Source organism: Amycolatopsis sp. 195334CR, from assembly GCF_017309385.1.
GTDB lineage: Bacteria > Actinomycetota > Actinomycetes > Mycobacteriales > Pseudonocardiaceae > Amycolatopsis.
In genome coordinates this window covers 450,822-467,477 of sequence record NZ_JAFJMJ010000001.1, presented here as the reverse complement: position 1 = coordinate 467,477, position 16,656 = coordinate 450,822, and the positions used below count along the sequence as shown (strand labels likewise).

13 protein-coding genes and 2 tRNA genes are annotated in these 16,656 nt (G+C 70.4%); 11 read left to right on the top strand and 4 right to left on the bottom strand.

Annotation, left to right across the window (positions count from 1 at the left end; translation table 11 throughout):
- Positions 1 to 132 precede the first annotated feature (132 nt).
- From JYK18_RS02240 to JYK18_RS02225, 4 genes are all read left to right on the top strand, one after another.
- A complete protein-coding gene (locus tag JYK18_RS02240) occupies positions 133 to 3,459 on the top strand; it encodes a S8 family serine peptidase (RefSeq protein ID WP_206800084.1) in 3,327 nt (1,108 codons plus the stop codon).
- Between the two features lie 269 nt (positions 3,460 to 3,728).
- Complete coding sequence (locus tag JYK18_RS02235; protein WP_206800082.1) at positions 3,729 to 4,766, top strand: 3-isopropylmalate dehydrogenase; 1,038 nt, start codon at positions 3,729 to 3,731, stop codon at positions 4,764 to 4,766.
- A gap of 289 nt (positions 4,767 to 5,055) precedes the next feature.
- Positions 5,056 to 6,663 carry a citramalate synthase gene (cimA, locus tag JYK18_RS02230; protein ID WP_206800073.1) on the top strand — a complete coding sequence of 536 codons (1,608 nt, stop codon included), beginning with the start codon at positions 5,056 to 5,058 and terminating at the stop codon, positions 6,661 to 6,663.
- A 9-nt stretch (positions 6,664 to 6,672) separates the two neighbouring features.
- Positions 6,673 to 7,446: a fumarylacetoacetate hydrolase family protein gene (locus JYK18_RS02225; RefSeq protein WP_206800070.1), complete on the top strand. Its 774-nt coding sequence runs from the start codon at positions 6,673 to 6,675 to the stop codon at positions 7,444 to 7,446.
- On the opposite strand, the gene JYK18_RS02220 is transcribed toward JYK18_RS02225, so the two are convergent.
- Positions 7,421 to 8,677: an FAD-dependent oxidoreductase gene (locus JYK18_RS02220; protein WP_206800068.1), complete on the bottom strand. Its 1,257-nt coding sequence runs from the start codon at positions 8,675 to 8,677 to the stop codon at positions 7,421 to 7,423. The two genes, JYK18_RS02225 and JYK18_RS02220, sit on opposite strands and share 26 nt — an antisense overlap.
- A 99-nt stretch (positions 8,678 to 8,776) precedes the next feature.
- Between JYK18_RS02220 and gltX the strand changes: the two genes are divergently transcribed.
- From gltX to JYK18_RS02185, 7 genes are all read left to right on the top strand, one after another.
- Positions 8,777 to 10,264, top strand: a complete 1,488-nt coding sequence (gene gltX / locus JYK18_RS02215; protein ID WP_206800066.1) for a glutamate--tRNA ligase — start codon at positions 8,777 to 8,779, stop codon at positions 10,262 to 10,264.
- Between the two features lie 164 nt (positions 10,265 to 10,428).
- Positions 10,429 to 11,124: an HAD family hydrolase gene (locus JYK18_RS02210; protein WP_242579575.1), complete on the top strand. Its 696-nt coding sequence runs from the start codon at positions 10,429 to 10,431 to the stop codon at positions 11,122 to 11,124.
- Positions 11,125 to 11,217: 93 nt separating this feature from the next.
- Positions 11,218 to 11,289 (top strand) — tRNA-Gln (locus tag JYK18_RS02205).
- 60 nt (positions 11,290 to 11,349) lie between these two features.
- Positions 11,350 to 11,422 (top strand) — tRNA-Glu (locus JYK18_RS02200).
- Between the two features lie 237 nt (positions 11,423 to 11,659).
- Complete coding sequence (locus JYK18_RS02195) at positions 11,660 to 12,184, top strand: PadR family transcriptional regulator (RefSeq protein WP_206800062.1); 525 nt, start codon at positions 11,660 to 11,662, stop codon at positions 12,182 to 12,184.
- Positions 12,181 to 12,909 (top strand): ABC transporter ATP-binding protein, encoded by a 729-nt coding sequence (locus JYK18_RS02190; protein WP_307795756.1) that lies wholly within the window; start codon positions 12,181 to 12,183, stop codon positions 12,907 to 12,909. Before JYK18_RS02195 ends, JYK18_RS02190 begins: the two co-directional genes overlap by 4 nt.
- 3 nt (positions 12,910 to 12,912) lie before the next feature.
- A complete protein-coding gene (locus tag JYK18_RS02185; RefSeq protein ID WP_206800061.1) occupies positions 12,913 to 14,691 on the top strand; it encodes an FtsX-like permease family protein in 1,779 nt (592 codons plus the stop codon).
- A 10-nt stretch (positions 14,692 to 14,701) separates the two neighbouring features.
- Here the strand turns inward: JYK18_RS02185 and JYK18_RS47420 are convergent, their stop codons facing one another.
- From JYK18_RS47420 to JYK18_RS02175, 3 genes are all read right to left on the bottom strand, one after another.
- Positions 14,702 to 14,833 (bottom strand): hypothetical protein, encoded by a 132-nt coding sequence (locus tag JYK18_RS47420; RefSeq protein WP_277992143.1) that lies wholly within the window; start codon positions 14,831 to 14,833, stop codon positions 14,702 to 14,704.
- Positions 14,834 to 14,906: 73 nt separating this feature from the next.
- Positions 14,907 to 15,155, bottom strand: coding sequence for a DUF6086 family protein (locus JYK18_RS02180; RefSeq protein ID WP_277992199.1), 249 nt, complete (start codon positions 15,153 to 15,155; stop codon positions 14,907 to 14,909).
- 75 nt (positions 15,156 to 15,230) lie between these two features.
- On the bottom strand, positions 15,231 to 16,436 hold the full coding sequence (locus tag JYK18_RS02175; protein ID WP_206800050.1) for an IS110 family transposase: 1,206 nt from the start codon (positions 16,434 to 16,436) through the stop codon (positions 15,231 to 15,233).
- Positions 16,437 to 16,656: the final 220 nt, after the last annotated feature.

Below are 16,656 nucleotides of genomic sequence, written 5' to 3'. Positions count from 1 at the left end.
GACTAAATTTCCCCCCGCGAGGCTGAACCGCGCGCCGTCGAGGGCACGGCACGCGCGCCGGGAGCTCACCGTCGGGGGTGTGTTCGAGCCCAGGCAGGTTCTCAGGTAGGCCTCGGGTGAGGGCACTTTCTCATGAAAAGAACTCGCGTTCCCCGATGGGCCGCGCGGTTGTCGGTGGTGGTGCTGACGGCCGGATTCATCGGGGCACCGGCCGCATCGGCGCAGGACGTCCCGCTCGCCGACGCGCTGCCGCAATCCGGCGCCGCCGGTTTCGCCGGCAAGGTCGAGCCGCGCCTCGGCGCCGCGCAGGGCAAGGTCACCGCGTTCGTGGAGCTGGCCAAGCGCCCCGCTGTGGACGCCTTCAACGCCGAGCAGAGCAAGGGCGCCGGCAAGGAGAAGGCCAAGCAGGCGGCGAAAGCGGCCCAGGCCGAGACCGAGTCCGCGGTCGACTCCGTGGTCGGCCAGCTGACCAGCGCCGACGCGGGCACCGAACTGCTCGCCGAGACCTCGACCGCGGTTCCCGGCGCGGTGGTGACGGCCGACGCGGCGAAGATCCGCGAGCTGGCGCACCGCGACGACGTGGTCTCGGTCCGCACCGTGGTGCCGAAGAAGCGCACCAACACCAGCGCGGTGCAGCTGACCCAGACGCTCAACGTGTGGCAGCAGACCGGCCGCTTCGGCGACGGCATCCGCGTCGGCATCATCGACGACGGCATCGACTACACCCACGCGGCCTTCGGCGGTCCCGGCACCAAGGAGGCCTACGACGCGATCGACCCGACGCAGGTCTCGCCCTCGTTCTTCCCGACCGCCAAGGTGGTCGGCGGGGTCGACCTGGTCGGCGACGAGTACGACTCGGGTGGCGAAGGCGAAGTCACCGTGCCCAAGCCCGACCCCAACCCGATTTCGTGCGGCCACCACGGCACGCACGTCGCGGGCACCGCGGGCGGGTTCGGCGTCAACGCCGACGGCAGCACCTTCACCGGTGACTACGCGAAGCTGACCCCGGAGACCGTCGCGCAGATGCGCATCGGGCCGGGCACCGCGCCCAAGGCGCTGCTCTACGCGATCAAGGTGTTCGGCTGCGACGGTTCCACCAACGTCACCACGCAGGCGCTGGACTGGGCGCTCGACCCGGACCGCGACGGCGACCCGACCGACAAGCTGGACCTGGTGAACCTCTCGCTGGGCAGCGACTTCGGCGCGCCGGACGACCCCGACTCGCTGTTCGTGCGCAAGCTGGCCGCGAACAACGTGCTGCCGGTGTTCTCCGGTGGCAACGGCGGTGACCTCAACGACGTCGGCGGTTCGCCGGGCAACACGCCCGAGGCGCTGACGGTGGCGAGCACGCGGGACGCCTCGGTCCTGCGCGACGCCGTCGACGTGGTGGCCCCGGCCGGTTCGACCGGGCAGAAGGGCGGCCAGTTCAGCCAGAACTTCGCGAACTACGACGCGCTCGACGTGACCGCGCCGGTGGTCAAGGTCTCCGCGGCGAACGCGGCGGGCTGCGCGCCCTTCTCGGCCGCCGACAAGGCCGCCGTGCAGGGCAAGATCGCCTGGCTGGAGTGGGACGACAACGACGCCACCCGCGCCTGCGGTTCCGGTGCCAGGGCGAACAACGCGCAGGCCGCCGGGGCGGCCGGGGTGCTGCTCTCGTCCACTTTGGAGAACTTCGCGGCCGGCATCGCGGGCAACGCGGTGGTGCCGATGTTCCAGCTGACCGGTTCGGCCACCGCCTCGGTGCGCCCGGCGCTGGACGCGGGCACCCTGCAGGTGCGCCTGTCCGGCCTTGGCCGGTCCGCGCTGCAGACCTTCGACCAGTCCATTGTGGACACTCCGAGCTCGTTCACCTCGCGTGGCGTGCGCGGGCCGTCGGTGAAGCCGGACGTGGCCGCGCCGGGTGACAGCATCTCCTCGGCGTACAGCGGCAGCGGCAACGGCCGCACCGTGCTGTCGGGCACCTCGATGGCCGCCCCGCACACCGCGGGCATCACCGCGCTGATCCGCCAGGCCCACCCGGACTGGTCGGTCGAGGAGGTCAAGGCCGCGGTGGTCAACACCGCCGGCACCGACGTGGTCGAGGGCGGCAAGACCTTCGGCCCGCAGCGGGTCGGCTCCGGCCGGATCAACGCGAAGTCGGCGCTGGACAACCAGGTCCTGGCCTACGTGCAGGACAACCCGGGCGCGGTGAGCGCCTCGTTCGGCACCGTCGAGGCGGCGGGCCCGGTCAGCCTGACCAAGACCATCAAGGTGGTCAACAAGGGCGTGAAGCCGGTCGAGTACGGCGTGGCCTACCAGGGCGTCACCCAGATGCCCGGGGTGCGGTACGAGCTGAACAAGAACAGCGTGAAGCTCAGCCCGCGCGGGATCGCCACGGTCACCGTGACGCTGAAGATCGACGACCCGAAGGCGTTGCGCAAGGTCATGGACCCGACCATGCAGGCAACGCAGGCCGGCCTGGCGCGCCAGTTCCTCGCCGACGCCTCGGGCCGGGTGGCCTTCACCCCGCGCAACGGCGCCACCGTCGGCCTGCGCGTGCCGGTGTACGCGGCGCCGAAGCCGGTCGCCGCGATCACCACCCCGGCCCAGGTCGCCTTCCCGGCCGGGCAGCAGCAGGCCGTGGTCAACCTCGGCGGCCGCGGCGTCAGCCAGGGCTCCGGCACGCAGGCCTACCGCTCGCTGGTCAGCATGTTCGAGCTGCAGGCGCAGTCCCCGCAGCTGCCCGAGTGCGACGACCAGCCGACGCAGTGCACGATCAACGGCACCGCCAAGGGCGGCGACCTGAAGTACGTCGGCGCGGCGTCCACCGCCCCGCTGGCCAAGCAGCAGGGCGCTCCGGAAGAGGCGCTGCTCGCCTTCGGCCTGGCCACCTGGAGCAACTGGGCCAACCTCGGCAGCAACACCATCCCGTTCGTGGACATCGACACCACCGGGGACGGCCAGGCGGACTTCGAGTCCTACGTGACCAAGGCGACCTCGAGCGACGTGCTCCTGGTCAACACGGTGGACCTGAACAAGCCGGGCTTCCCCTCGGTCGACCTCCAGCCGCTCAACGGGCACCTCGGCAACGTGGACACCAACGTCTTCGACACCGACGTGGCGGTCCTGCCGGTCCGGCTGGCCGCACTGGGCATCGACCCGAACGCGGACTCGCACCGGGTCAGCTACACGGTCGGGGTCGCGGGGTACTACACCGCGCCGGGCAGCGGCGTGATCGACAGCATCGACACCCCGCTGTCGTTCGACGCGGTCTCGCCGGGGTACTGGGTGCAGGGTGGCGGGGACGCCGCGCTGTCCTACCTGGCGCGCCCGGGTACCGCGCTGGTGGTCAACCGCGATGCGGCCTCGGCCGGGCAGGACACCGTGCTCGGCCTGCTCGCGCTCAACCACCACAACGCCTCGGGCAACCGGGCGAACGTGGTGCAGCTGAACGTCGCCCCGCCGGCCCCGGCCGACTGAGCGAAGCAGCGGGAAACGGCGCCCGGGAGCCAGGTGCTCCCGGGCGCCGTCCCGCTTTCACACGGTCGTAAGCCGACCGTGTGAAAAAGTGAGACTTGTTCCTAACGGAGTAGCGGGTGACACTTCCGGGTGTCTCACGACGCGGGAAGATCAGACATAAGGGTGGTGCGGCTTCGGCCGAATGTCGGCAGCCGGTAACCTGCCGTCGCTGGAGTTTTGTGCGGATGGGCCATCCGGGACGCCGGACCCAGATCGACGGAGGTGTGTGGATGCGGCTCGCTGTGATCCCAGGTGACGGGATCGGGCCCGAGGTGGTCACCGAGGCGCTGAAGGTGCTTGGTGAGGTAGCGCCCAACGCGGAGACCACCAACTACGACCTCGGCGCCGCGCGGTGGCACTCCACCGGCGAGCTGCTCCCCGAGTCGGTGCTCGGCGAGCTGCGCCAGCACGACGCGATCCTGCTCGGCGCGGTCGGCGACCCGACGGTGCCCAGCGGCATCCTCGAGCGCGGCCTGCTGCTGCGCCTGCGGTTCGAGCTCGACCACCACGTGAACCTGCGCCCGGCCCGGCTCTACCCGGGGGTGCGCGGCCCGCTGGCCGACACCAGCGAGATCGACATGGTCGTGGTCCGCGAAGGCACCGAAGGCCCGTACGCGGGCAACGGCGGTCTGCTGCGCAAGGACACCGAGCACGAGATCGCCACCGAGGTGAGCGTGAACACCGCGTTCGGCATCCGGCGGGTCGTCTCCGACGCCTTCGACCGGGCCGAGCAGCGCCCGCGCAAGCACCTGACCCTGCTGCACAAGACCAACGTGCTGGAGCACGCCGGTTCGCTGTGGTCGCGCGTGGTCGAGGAGGTCTCGCTGGAGCACCCCGACGTCACCGTGGCCTACTCCCACGTGGACGCCGCGACCATCCACATGGTCACCGACCCCGGCCGCTTCGACGTGATCGTCACCGACAACCTGTTCGGCGACATCATCACCGACCTGTCCGCCGCGGTGACCGGTGGCATCGGCCTGGCCGCCAGCGGGAACCTGGACATCACCCGCCGCAACCCGAGCATGTTCGAGCCGGTGCACGGCAGCGCGCCGGACATCGCCGGGCAGGCGCTGGCCGACCCGACCGCCGCGGTGCTCTCGGTGGCGCTGCTGCTGGACCACCTCGGCCAGAAGGAGGCCGCGCGCCGGATCGAGGCCTCGGTGGCCTTCGACCTGGCCACCCGCGACCAGGCCAACCCCGGTTCCACCCACGCCATCGGCGACCGCCTGGCCGCCCTCGTCTCCTCGAACACCCGCACCGCCTGAGCCGCACCTGAATGCTATGAGTGGGGCATTACTTGCAATCAACGCAAGTAATGCCCCACTCATAGCATTGGGTTCCAGCATGTGGGAGAAGTTGGCCAGGGCTTGGAACCCCGGGCGGGTCTGTGGCACTATCGGCCTCGTGACTGTCACGTTCTTCGCCGCCAGCATTATCGGCAGGCGCGCCGGGTAGCTGTTCTCACGAACACCCGGCGCGCGACCTCTCGCATCATCCTGCGGGAGGTTTTTTGCTGTTCTGAGGCCTTTTTCGCCACGAATCGAGGAGAATCCCGTGACTCGCACCGAACCGGCCGGAACCGCGCTGGGCGACGAGTTCCACCTCTACGACACGACGTTGCGGGACGGGGCCCAGCGCGAGGGCATTTCCTACTCGGTGACCGACAAGCTCGCCGTGGCGCGGCTGCTCGACGAACTCGGCGTCGGCTTCATCGAAGGCGGCTGGCCGGGCGCGCTGCCGAAGGACACCGAGTTCTTCGCGAAGGCGGCGGGGGAGCTGAGCCTCAAGCACGCGGTGCTGGTCGCGTTCGGAGCCACGCGCAAAGCCGGTACCAGCGCGGAAAAGGACCCGCAGGTGCGCGCGCTGCTCGACTCGCGGGCACCCGCGGTCACCCTGGTCGCGAAGTCCGACCTGCGGCACATCGAGCGCGCGCTCAAGGTCGAGGTGGCCGAGGCGTGCGAGATGGTGCGGGACACCGTCGAGTTCCTCGTCCGCGAAGGCCGTCGCGTTTTTGTTGACCTGGAACACTTTTTCGACGGTTATGCGTTCAGCCGGGACACCGCGCTACGGGTGGCCGACGCGGCCGCCGGTGCCGGGGCCGACGTGGTGGTGCTGTGCGACACCAACGGCGGCCAGCTCCCGCTGGGCCTGGCCGAGACCGTGCGCGAAGTCAAGGACCGCACCGGGTTCCGGCTCGGTATCCATTGTCAGGACGACACTTCCTGCGCGGTGGCGAACAGCATCGCCGCCGTGCAGGCCGGCGCGACGCACGTCCAGTGCACCGCCAACGGTTACGGGGAACGGGCGGGCAACGCCGATCTGTTCGCCGTGACGGGAAACCTGGTGGCCAAGCTCGGCATGGAGGTGCTCCCCACCGGGAACGCCGCCGAGCTCACCCGCGTCTCCCATGCTCTTGCCGAAATCGCGAACATCGCCCCCTACGCCCACCAGGCTTATGTGGGAGCTTCGGCCTTTGCCCACAAGGCGGGGTTGCACGCGAGCGCGATCAAGGTGGATCCGTTGCTGTACAACCACATCGATCCCCCTTCGGTCGGCAACGACATGCGGGTACTGGTCACCGAGATGGCCGGCAGGGCCAGCCTCGAACTCAAGGGACGTGAGTTGGGGGTTGACCTTGCCGGCCGGCCCGAAGCGCTGACCAGCGCGGTGCACAAGGTGAAGCGGCTGGAGGCCGAGGGCTGGTCCTTCGAAGCCGCCGACGCCTCGCTGGAATTGCTGCTGCGCCGGGAAGCGGGGGAGGCGCTCGAGGAGCCGCCGTTCGTGCTGGAGTCCTACCGCGTGGTGCTCGACCACCGCGCGGACGGCGAGATCGTGTCCGAGGCCACGGTCAAGGTGCACGTCGGCGGGCAGCGGGTGATCGCCACCGCCGAGGGCAACGGCCCGGTGCACGCGCTCGACGCCGCGCTGCGCGAGGCGCTCACCCCGCATCTGTCCTGGTTGGACAGTGTGGAGCTGGCCGACTACAAGGTGCGCATCCTGCCCGGGCACCCCGGCACCGACGCGGTGACCAGGGTGCTGGTGGAGACCACCGACGGCAGCCGCGAGTGGACCACGGTCGGGGTGCACGGCAACATCGTCGAAGCCAGCTGGCTCGCGCTGTGCGACGCCCTGGTCCACAAGAGCCTCCGCGTGAGGACGTAAGGTGGGGGCGTGCGCCTAGCTCGAATCGCTCATCCCGGTGGTGTCGCCTTCGCTTCGATCGAGGGGGACGGTGACGACGCCCAGGTACTGGAGATCGCCGAGCACCCGTTCGGCGACCCGAACTTCACCGGCAAGCGCTGGCCGCTGGCCGACGTCCGGCTGCTCGCGCCGATCCTGCCGTCGAAGGTGATCGCCGTCGGCCGCAACTACGCCAAGCACGCCGCGGAGTTCGGCAACGAGGTGCCGCAGGCCCCGATGCTCTTCCTCAAGCCGTCGACCAGCGTGATCGGCCCGAACGCGGCGATCAAGCTGCCGCCCGGCGCCGGCCGGGTGGACTTCGAGGGCGAGCTGGCCGTGGTGATCGGCCAGCCGGTGAAGAACGTGCCCGCCTCCCGCGCGGCGAGCGTGGTGCTCGGGTACACCGTCGCCAACGACGTCAGCGCCCGCGACCTGCAGAAGTCCGACGGGCAGTGGGGCCGCGCCAAGGGCTACGACACCTTCTGCCCGCTCGGCCCGTGGATCGAGACCAAGCTGCCCGAGCCGGGCAACCTGGCGCTGAAGTCCGAGGTGGACGGTCAGCTCAAGCAGGACGGCACCACCGCGGACCTGATCCACAAGATCCCGCAGCTGGTCGAGTTCGTCTCCTCGGTGATGACGCTGCTGCCCGGCGACGTGATCCTGACCGGCACCCCGGAGGGCGTCGGCCCGATCACCGACGGGCAGCAGGTGTCGATCACCGTCGAGGGCATCGGCACGCTCACGAACCCCGTGGTGCAGGGCTGAGCTCGCTCTTCCGCCGGGCGAACCCCGGCGCGTGCTCGGGCCGCAGGCCGACCCCGATCAGGTAGGCCGGGACCACCGACAGCGCCGGGAACCGGGTGAGCAACACCATCACCGGCTTCGGCGGTCCGTTCCGCCTGCCCTCCATCACCGGCCGCATCACCGCGCGGTGCAGCAGCCGCTGGAGCAGCTGCACCGCCACGGTCGGCAGCCACCGCCTGGTCCGCACCCTGGCCAGGTCCTTCGGCCGCGGCCTGCCCCGGCGCAGCGGCGCGGCGAGCAGGTGCGCGGTGGCCACCGCGTCCTGCACGGCCAGGTTGATGCCGACCCCGCCGATCGGGGACATGGCGTGCGCGGCGTCGCCGATGCACAGCAGGCCGTCGGTGTGCCAGCGGTGCAGCCGGTTCAGCCGCACGTCCAGGAACTTGACGTCGTCCATCGTCTCCAGCGTGTCCAGCCGGTCGGCGTAGTCCGGGTAGGCGTCGGCGACGCTGGCCCGGAACCGCTCGATCCCGGCGTGGCGCAGGTCCTCGTCCGAACCCTTCGGCGCCAGGTAGGCGATCTGGAAGTAGCCCTCGCGCGGCAGCGCCACGGCGAACTTCCGGTTCCGCATCTGCGGGCTGATGGTGTCGCCGCGCTCGTTCTCGTGCCGTGGCAGCCGGAACCACCAGGCGTCGAACGGCACGTCGAACTCCTGCGGCCGCATTCCGGCCTGCCGCCGCGCCAGCGACCAGCGGCCGTCGGCGGCCACGACCAGGTTGGCGTGCAGTTCGCCCTCGGTGCCGTCGGTGGTGCGGTAGCGCACGCCCGCGATGCGGTCGCCCTCGGCGACCAGGCCGGTGACCTCGGTGCTCATCCGCAGGGTGAACGCCGGTTCCTCGCGGCCGGCGTCGGCGAGCAGGTCGAGGAAGTCCCACTGCGGCACCATCGCGACGTACGGGTAGTTGACCTTGAGCCGCGACAGGTCGGCGAAGGTGAGCACGCCGTCGCGGCCGATGGGGAAGCCGATCTGCTGGATCTCGCTGTGCGGCAGGGCGTGGAACCGCTCGCCCAGCCCCAGCTCGTCGAGCAGCTGCAGGGTGGACGGGTGCACGGTGTCCCCGCGGAAGTCGCGCAGGAAGTCGGCGTGCTTCTCCAGCACGGTCACCTCCACGCCGGCCCTGGCCAGCAGCAGCCCCAGCACCATGCCCGCCGGTCCGCCGCCGATGACCACGCAGTCGGTGCGCTCGGTCATGGCTACCACCTCTTTTTCATCGCTTGTTGAATAAATCGAGCGTGCACCCGGCACCACCCGTGTGTCAAGCGTCCGGCCACTGGATACGCTGGTCGGGCTATGACTGAGACCACGCCTGTGCGCGCCCGCTTCTGCCCATCGCCGACCGGCGCCCCGCACGTCGGGATGATCCGGACGGCCTTGTTCAACTGGGCCTTCGCCCGGCACCACGGCGGCAGCCTGGTGTTCCGGATCGAGGACACCGACGCCGCCCGCGACTCCGAGGAGTCCTACGAATCGCTGATCGAGGCGCTGCGCTGGGTGGGGATCGACTGGGACGAGGGCCCCGAGGTCGGCGGCGAGCACGGACCGTACCGGCAGAGCCTGCGGCGGGAGATCTACGCCGACGTGGCCGCCAAGCTGCTCGCGGCGGGGGAGCTGTACGAGGCGTTCTCGACCAACGAAGAGGTCGAGGCGCGGCGCAAGGCGGCCGGCCAGGACCCCAAGCTCGGCTACGACAACTTCGACCGCGAGCTGAGCGACGAGCAGCGCGCCGCGTTCCGCGCCGAGGGCCGCAAGCCGGTGCTCCGGCTGCGCATGCCCGAGCAGGACCTGGGCTGGACCGACCTGGTGCGCGGGGAGATCAGCTTCCCGGCGGGCACCATTCCCGACCCGGTGCTGGTGCGGAACAACGGCGAGCCGCTGTACACGCTGACCAACCCGGTCGACGACGCGCTGATGAAGATCACCCACGTGCTGCGCGGGGAGGACCTGCTGCCGTCCACACCGCGGCAGATCGCGCTGTACGCGGCGCTGGAGCGCATCGGCGTGGCCGAGGGCACGCCGCAGTTCGGGCACCTTCCCTATGTGATGGGGGAGGGCAACAAAAAACTGTCCAAGCGTGATCCGTCTTCGAATCTGTTCAACCTTCGCGACCGCGGTTTCATCAAGGAGGGCCTGGTCAACTATCTGGCCCTGCTGGGCTGGGCGATCGCGGACGATCGGGACATCTTCAGCGCGGCGGAACTGGTGGACGCGTTCGAAATCGGCAAGGTGAGCGCGAACCCGGCGAGGTTCGACTTGAAGAAAGCCGAAGCGATCAACGGAACGCATGTGCGGGCCCTCGACGTGGACGATTTCACCGCGCGCGTGGTGCCCTATCTGCAGACCGCGGGCGTACTTCCGGCGCAACCGTCCGAAAGCGAGCTGACCAGGCTGCGCGCGATCGCCCCGCTGGTGCAGGAGCGGGTGACCGTGTTGTCGGACACAGTGGACATGGTTCGTTTCCTTTTTGTGTCCGAAGAGGAGTTCGCGCCGGAGGAGGCCGCGGCGACCAAGGTGCTCGGCCCGGACGCCGAGCCGGTACTCCGCGCCGCTGTGGAGGCGCTCGAGGAACTGTCCTCCTGGGATACTCCCGGTATCGAGGAAGCGCTGAAGAACGCACTTGTGGAGAAGCTGGGGCTCAAGCCCCGCAAGGCTTTTGCGCCGGTGCGCGTGGGAATTACCGGACGTACGGTTTCACCGCCGCTTTACGAATCGATGGAACTGCTCGGGCGAGAGGTCTCTCTCGGCCGGTTGCGGCGTGCACTCGACGGTGTCGGGCTGTAACCGCTTGACCGTGTCAGTTCTTTCTTAGTTCACCTCGTTGGTCGAATCGGTGAAGCCGTGGCTACCCCTAGCCTCTCTGAGTGGAATTTGCGCTCGCACCCCCGAGACAGCGGGGGACAACCCCGGCTTCACCGGCCGACCCGTGGGCTGCCCCGGCCCTGCGCCTGGTCTGCCTCGACATCGACGACACCCTGATCGACTTCACCGCGTCCAGCAGTGGCGCGCTGGCCGCCGTGCTCGGCCGCGCCGACCTCTGGCCGCTGTGGGAGACGGTGACCGACCGGCACGTGGCCATGGTGGTCGCCGGCGACCTCGACTACGCGGCGATGCACCGCACGCGTACCCAGAGCTTTCTCGCCGAGATCGGGCAGCCCGTGTGCGTGGAGGAGGCCGCGTCCTTCGAACGGCGGCGGCTGGACCTCCTGCGGCGCTCGTGGCGCCTGTTCGACGACGTGCTGCCGTGCCTGGAGTGGCTGCGGGCGGCCGGCGTCCACCTCGCGGCGGTGACCAACGCCTCCGGTGCGCACCAGCGCACCAAGCTGGCTGATCTCGGGCTCGCCCGGTTCTTCGACCACATCGCCATCGCGGGGGAGATGGGCGCCGCCAAACCCGATCCGGTGATGTTTCACACAGTGTGCCTGGCCCTGGGCTGCGACCCCGGCGAGGCGGTGCACGTCGGCGACAAGCTGGACACCGACGCGATCGGCGCCCGCGACGCCGGCCTCGGCGCGGTCTGGCTGGACCGGGCGGCCACCGGGGCTGAAGTGCCCCGCGGCGTGCACGTGCTTGAAGGCTTGGCGGAGCTGCCTGAACTGCTGGTTTGCGAGTTCGCCAGGGTCGGGGTGCCCGCCCCGAGGTGACTCTCGGTGCCCCCGCCTGCGGGGGCCCGGAGGGGGTGGTCTATATTTCTTCCCGGCGGTGCGAAGCCGGTCAAGATCGGAAACGCACCCCATTGGGGTATGGTGTAATTGGCAGCACGACTGATTCTGGTTCAGTTAGTCTAGGTTCGAGTCCTGGTACCCCAGCTGCAAGAGGGAAAAACCGGTCTGGTAAGTTCTCTCTCGCAACAAAGGAAGAAGTTCCTAGCCCCCGTCGTCTAGCGGCCTAGGACGCCGGCCTCTCACGCCGGTAGCGTGGGTTCGAATCCCATCGGGGGTACGCACCACCAGCCCGTCACCTTACGAGGTGGCGGGCTGGTTTGTTTTTGTGTCGAGGACCCTCTCCGCTGTCTCGGTGACCTTGGGGCAGCTGATCGATGGGCAGGCTGATGGTGATGGTCGCCTCGACTGGGCGGCAGCTTCTTGGACGGTGACCTCCGACGGCGCCGTCACGGTGATCCTTGACAGGTCAGATGGCTAACAGATAGGTATACGCCTAACTGTTAGGGGTGAGCCGGTGCGCGATGTGGTGCTGGCGTTGCTGGCCAAGGAGCCGTCGCACGGTTACCAGCTGGGGGCGCGGTTGCGTGATGCACTCGGCCCGCTGGGGGAGTCGCTGAACGCGGGGCAGGTGTACGTGACGCTGGCCCGGCTGGAGAAGGCCGGGCTGGTCACCGCCGAGCGCGCGCCCGGGCTGCCGGACCGGCCCGAGCGCAAGACCTACGCGCTGACCCCGGCCGGGCAGCGGCGCGTTGCGGAATGGGTGGCCGAGGTGAGCTGGCCCAAGCCGGATCTCGCGGAGTTCCACCTCAAACTGGTGGCCGCCGCGGCGGCCCGGCTCGCGGACCCGCTCGCGGTGATCGACGCGCAGCGCCGCGAACTGCTGCGCCGCCTGCGGGACGCGCAGCGAGCGGCGCTGGACGAGGACGAAGGCTCGGTGTCGGGCTTGTTGCTGGAGGGCGTCGTGTTGCGGTTGCGAGCAGATCTGCGGTGGCTGGAAGCGTGCGAGCGGGCATGGGCACCGCGAGGGGAGGCGGGGTGAACCGCGATCGGTTCGCGGTGCGGGCGCGCCGGTTGTGCCGCAAGCACGGCACCGGACCCGCGCTGGTGCGCGCGGTCGACGAGATCGATCTGGACGTGCCCGCCGGGCAGTCGCTGGCGATCATGGGACCCAGCGGGTGCGGGAAGTCGACGCTGCTGCACCTGCTCGGCGGGCTGGACCGGGCCACGGCCGGGCGGGTGTGGCTGGGCGGCAGGCGGATCGACGACCTTGGCGAGCGGGCACTGGCGCGGATGCGGCGCCGGTCGGTGGGCTTTGTCTTCCAGGCATTCCACCTCGTGGAGGAGCTTTCGGCGGTGCAGAACGTCGAACTGCCCGCACTGCTGGCCGGTGCGTCGCCGCGCGCGGCCCGGCGACGGGCTGGTGAGCTGCTGGACCGCGTGGGGCTGGCGAACCGGGCCGGGCATCTGCCGTCCGCGTTGTCCGGCGGTGAACGCCAGCGGGTCGCGGTCGCGCGGGCGTTGGTCAACGAACCGCTGGTGCTGCTGGCCGACGAGCCGACCGGCAACCTGGACAGCGCCGCCACCCGTGCGGTGCTGCGGTTGTTCGAAGAGCTGCGCGTGGCGGGGCAGACGCTGGTGATCGTCACGCACGACGAACGCGTCGCCGCGCTCGCCGACCGCCTGATCACCATGCGCGACGGCGCTTTTGTCGACGACGTCCGGTTGCCCGCCGCGCGCGGCAGCCTGCTGAACCTGGGCGGCTGAGGCATGGGGCGGATCCTGCTGGGGTGCCGGTTGGTCCTCGCCGACCTGCGCCGGCGTCCGGTGCAGGCCACCGTTTTCCTGCTCACCGTCGGCATCGCGGCCACCGCGCTGGCGGTGGGCCTGTCCGTGTCCGGCGCGACCGGCGTGCGTTACGAGCACACCCGCGCGGTCACCGGCGGGCCGGATGTGGTGGTGCAGACCGAGGAAACCGGCCCCGCCGACCTGGCCGCACTCGACGAGGTGGCGGACCGGCCGGAGGTGACCATCCACAGTGGACCGCATCTGCTGCTGTACGCGTCGGTGACCGCGCACGGCCGGGAGGCCAGGGTGGTGGTCGAAGGCCGCCGGGGCGAGCCGGACGCGCTCGACCAGCCGCTGGTGACCTCCGGTGGCTGGCTGCGCGAAGGCGGGGTGGTGGTCGAACGGGGCTTCGCCGAGGCGCTCGGTGTCCGGGCGGGGGAGCGGATCACCGTGGCGGGCAAGGAGTTCCCGGTGGCCGGAATCGCCGTCACCGCCGCGCACGGCGTCTACCCCGGCGCCGAGGGGACCGGCCCCTACGGCGGTCCGAGCAACTACAGCGGCCTGGTGTGGCTGTCCGAAGTGGACGCACAGGCGCTGTCCTCCACGCAGCTCGCGCCCGCGTACGCGATGCACCTGCGCTTGGTCGATCCCGGCGACGCGCCGGTGTTCCGGCGCTCGCTCGGCCACGGCGAGGTGCGGCTGCACCTCCGCGCGTGGCAGGACATCTCCAGCCAGGACGCGAAGGTCTTCCGCGACACCACGCCGGCGCTGATCGTCGGTGGCTGGCTGCTCGCGATCTCCGCGGTCACCGGGGCAGCCGTCCTGGCCGCCGCGCGGGCGGACGGGCAGACCCGCCGGGCCGGTCTGCTCAAGGCCGTCGGCGCCACGCCCGCCGTGGTCACCGCGGTCCTGCTCGCCGAGTACCTGGTCCTCGGGCTCGTCGCGGCGGGGCTGGGGCTGGTCGCCGGGCAGTTCGCCACGCCCCTGCTGGCCGGTGCGAGCGCCAGCCTGCTGGACGCGGATCTCCCGGTCACGTTCGGCACCGCGCTGCCGGTGCTGGTGCTGGCCGTGCTGGTCGCGTTGGCGAGCACGGCCGGGCCGTCGGTGCGCGCGGCGCGCTCCGCCACAGTGCCCGCGCTGGTCGCGGTGGTGCGGTCGGTGGACCACGCCGCCGGGCTCACCGCGCTGGCTGGCCGGTTGCCCGTGCCGTTGTTGCTGGGGTTGCGCCTGGTCGCGCGCAGGCCGCGCCGTGCTCTGCTCAGCGCCGCGAGCGTCGCCACGGCCGGGGTGGCGATCAGCGCCGCGCTGGCGTTGCGGGCGCAGCCGTCGAAGGGCTACGACCTCGGCGGCACCACGCTGACCAACCTGCGCGGTGACCAGACCGACCGCACGGTGCTGGCCGTCACCGCGGCGCTGCTCGTGCTGGCCGCGGTCAACACACTCATCCTCACCTGGTCCACGGCACTGGACGCGCGGCGTTCGCTGGCCGTGGCGCGGGCCTTCGGCGCGACTCCGGGCCAGGTCACCGCCGCGCTCGCGGTGGCGCAGCTCCCGGCCGCGGCGGGCGGCGCCGCCGTCGGACTGCCGCTCGGCCTCGGCCTGGTCCAGGTGCTCTCCGCCGCCCCGATGACCACGCCGCCACCGGCCTGGTGGCTGCTGACCGCGGGCGCCGGACTGGTGCTCCTGGTCGCCGCCAGCGCCACCGTGCCCGCGGTGCTCGACGCGCGCCGCCCGGTCACGCCGGTGCTCGGGACCGCGTAGTCACGTCGTCTCAGCTCGGGCGTTCCGCTTTGCGCAGGCCGTCGTGCTCGGCCAGGTGGCGGGCGAGCTTGTCCTGGATCTCGACGCGACCACGGCCGGAGGCCCGGCGGCTGTCCGTGCGGAGCCCGGTTGTGCTCGCCACGGCCGGGGGCGATGAGGGCGCCTGCCCTGCCGGGCTTGAGCCGATCAACTCACACACCGGTCGCCCCGCTGCATCACTTGGCCATCGAAAGTTCTTTCGCGCGGTCGAGGAGTTCGGTCTCCTGTTCCGACCGGGGCTTGATCGGCCGTCCACTGCGCTCCAAGACCACCACCGATGGTGCTAGGACAGCCTCGAGCAGCCCGCGCATCACGGTGTGTTTGCTGGCGGAGTTGAGGTCGAGGATCCGGTGAATGAGGAGTTCGTAGGGCGCGATATCGATGTCGTACATGTCGGAGCCGTTCGCCCTCACCCCGGTCGGCAGTTGCAGCGCCCACCTGCACGACGGCGAGTGTTTCGATTTCGTCGGTGGCCATGGGGGGGTGTCCCTATGAGTTTGTCAAGCGGCTGCTGCGGCGTGGGTTGGTTCGGGGTGTCGGTAGCGGGCTCCGTTTCGGAGCATGGCGTAGAGGACGTCGCAGCGTCGTCGGGCGAGGCAGATGAGGGCGGCGTTGTGTTTCTTGCCCTCGGCTCTCTTGCGGTCGTAGTAGGCGCGGCTGGTCGGGTCGTGCAGTGCGGCGAAGGCGGCGAGGAAGAACGCGCGTTTGAGTTTGCGGTTGCCGGTGCGGGCGGGGTGTTCGCCTTTGATGCTGGTGCCCGAGGTGCGGGTGACCGGGGCGATGCCGGCGTAGGCGGCCAGGTGGGCGGAGCTGGCGAAGTTGGAGGCGTCGCCGATTTCGAGCAGGATGCGGGCGGCGGTCCTGATCCCGATGCCGGGCATCGAGGTCAGGACCCCGGCAAGAGGGTGCGCATCGAGAATCTCCTCGACCTCGGTGGCGAGTTGTGTGCGTTGCTGGAGCACGGTTTTGAGGCTGTCGGCGAGTCTGGGCAGCACGGTGTCCGCGGCGGTGGTTCCGGGGACGGTGACGGTTTGCTCGTCCAGTGCGTCGAGGATCGCGGTGACGAGTGTGTCGCCCATGCGCGGGGCGTGAACCTTCGCGATGGCAGTGAGTTTGCGGCGCCCGGCCTTGCGGATTCCGGTGGGGCCACCGCAACGGGACAGGATTTCCAGGACCGCCGGATGACTGATCTTCGGGCCGATCGCGCGTTCGAGGGCGGGGTGGACGCCGGTGAGCAGCCCGCGGATGCGGTTGGCGATCCGGGTGGCTTCGCCGGCCAGGTCGTCGTCGAAGCCGACCAGCACTTCCAGCTCGGCCAGGGTGTCGTCCCCGACGTCGACCGGGCGCAGCGTGTGCGGCAGCGAGCGGGCCGCGTCGGCGATGATGAACGCGTCGCGAGCATCGGTTTTGGCCTTGCCCGGGTAGAGATCGGCGATGCGGCGCATCGCCAGCCCGGGCAGATAGGCGACTTGGTGACCGGCTGCGCGGGCGACGGCGACCGGCAGCGCGCCGATCGTGGCTGGCTGATCAACCACGACCAGCAGCGGACCGAGCTGGGCGAGCTTGTCGAACAACGCGCGAAGTTTGGGTTCGCTGTTGGGCAAGGGCCCGTCATGCAGCCGCTTGCCAGCCGGATCCAGGCCCACCGCGTGGTGGCTGCCCTTGCCGACGTCAAGGCCGAGGAACACGCCGAAACTGCTGGTCATGCACGGTTCTTTCGTCCGTCGCGGGTGGTCGCCGGTCAGGCATCGATGGCCGGCACCCACGTTACGACGAGACCTGCCCTGCGGGCGGCCGTGTCCCTATTCAGCGGTCCCTCGATGCCGCCAGGCCCGGTGACACCACCCCCCGGATCATGGACTCGACTGGGGGCATCAGTCATGCCGAACCTGGCGACCACAGCTCCTTGATCAGGAACTACGAAAA

What these genes read in the sequence shown, in the direction of transcription:
- JYK18_RS02240 (WP_206800084.1), top strand. Translation starts at nt 133, where the DNA reads ATGAAAAGAACTCGCGTTCCCCGATGGGCCGCGCGGTTGTCGGTGGTG.
- JYK18_RS02235 (WP_206800082.1), top strand. Translation starts at nt 3,729, where the DNA reads ATGCGGCTCGCTGTGATCCCAGGTGACGGGATCGGGCCCGAGGTGGTC.
- JYK18_RS02220 (WP_206800068.1), bottom strand. Translation starts at nt 8,677, where the DNA reads ATGACCGAGCGCACCGACTGCGTGGTCATCGGCGGCGGACCGGCGGGC.
- gltX (WP_206800066.1), top strand. Translation starts at nt 8,777, where the DNA reads ATGACTGAGACCACGCCTGTGCGCGCCCGCTTCTGCCCATCGCCGACC.
- JYK18_RS02185 (WP_206800061.1), top strand. Translation starts at nt 12,913, where the DNA reads ATGGGGCGGATCCTGCTGGGGTGCCGGTTGGTCCTCGCCGACCTGCGC.
- JYK18_RS02175 (WP_206800050.1), bottom strand. Translation starts at nt 16,436, where the DNA reads ATGACCAGCAGTTTCGGCGTGTTCCTCGGCCTTGACGTCGGCAAGGGC.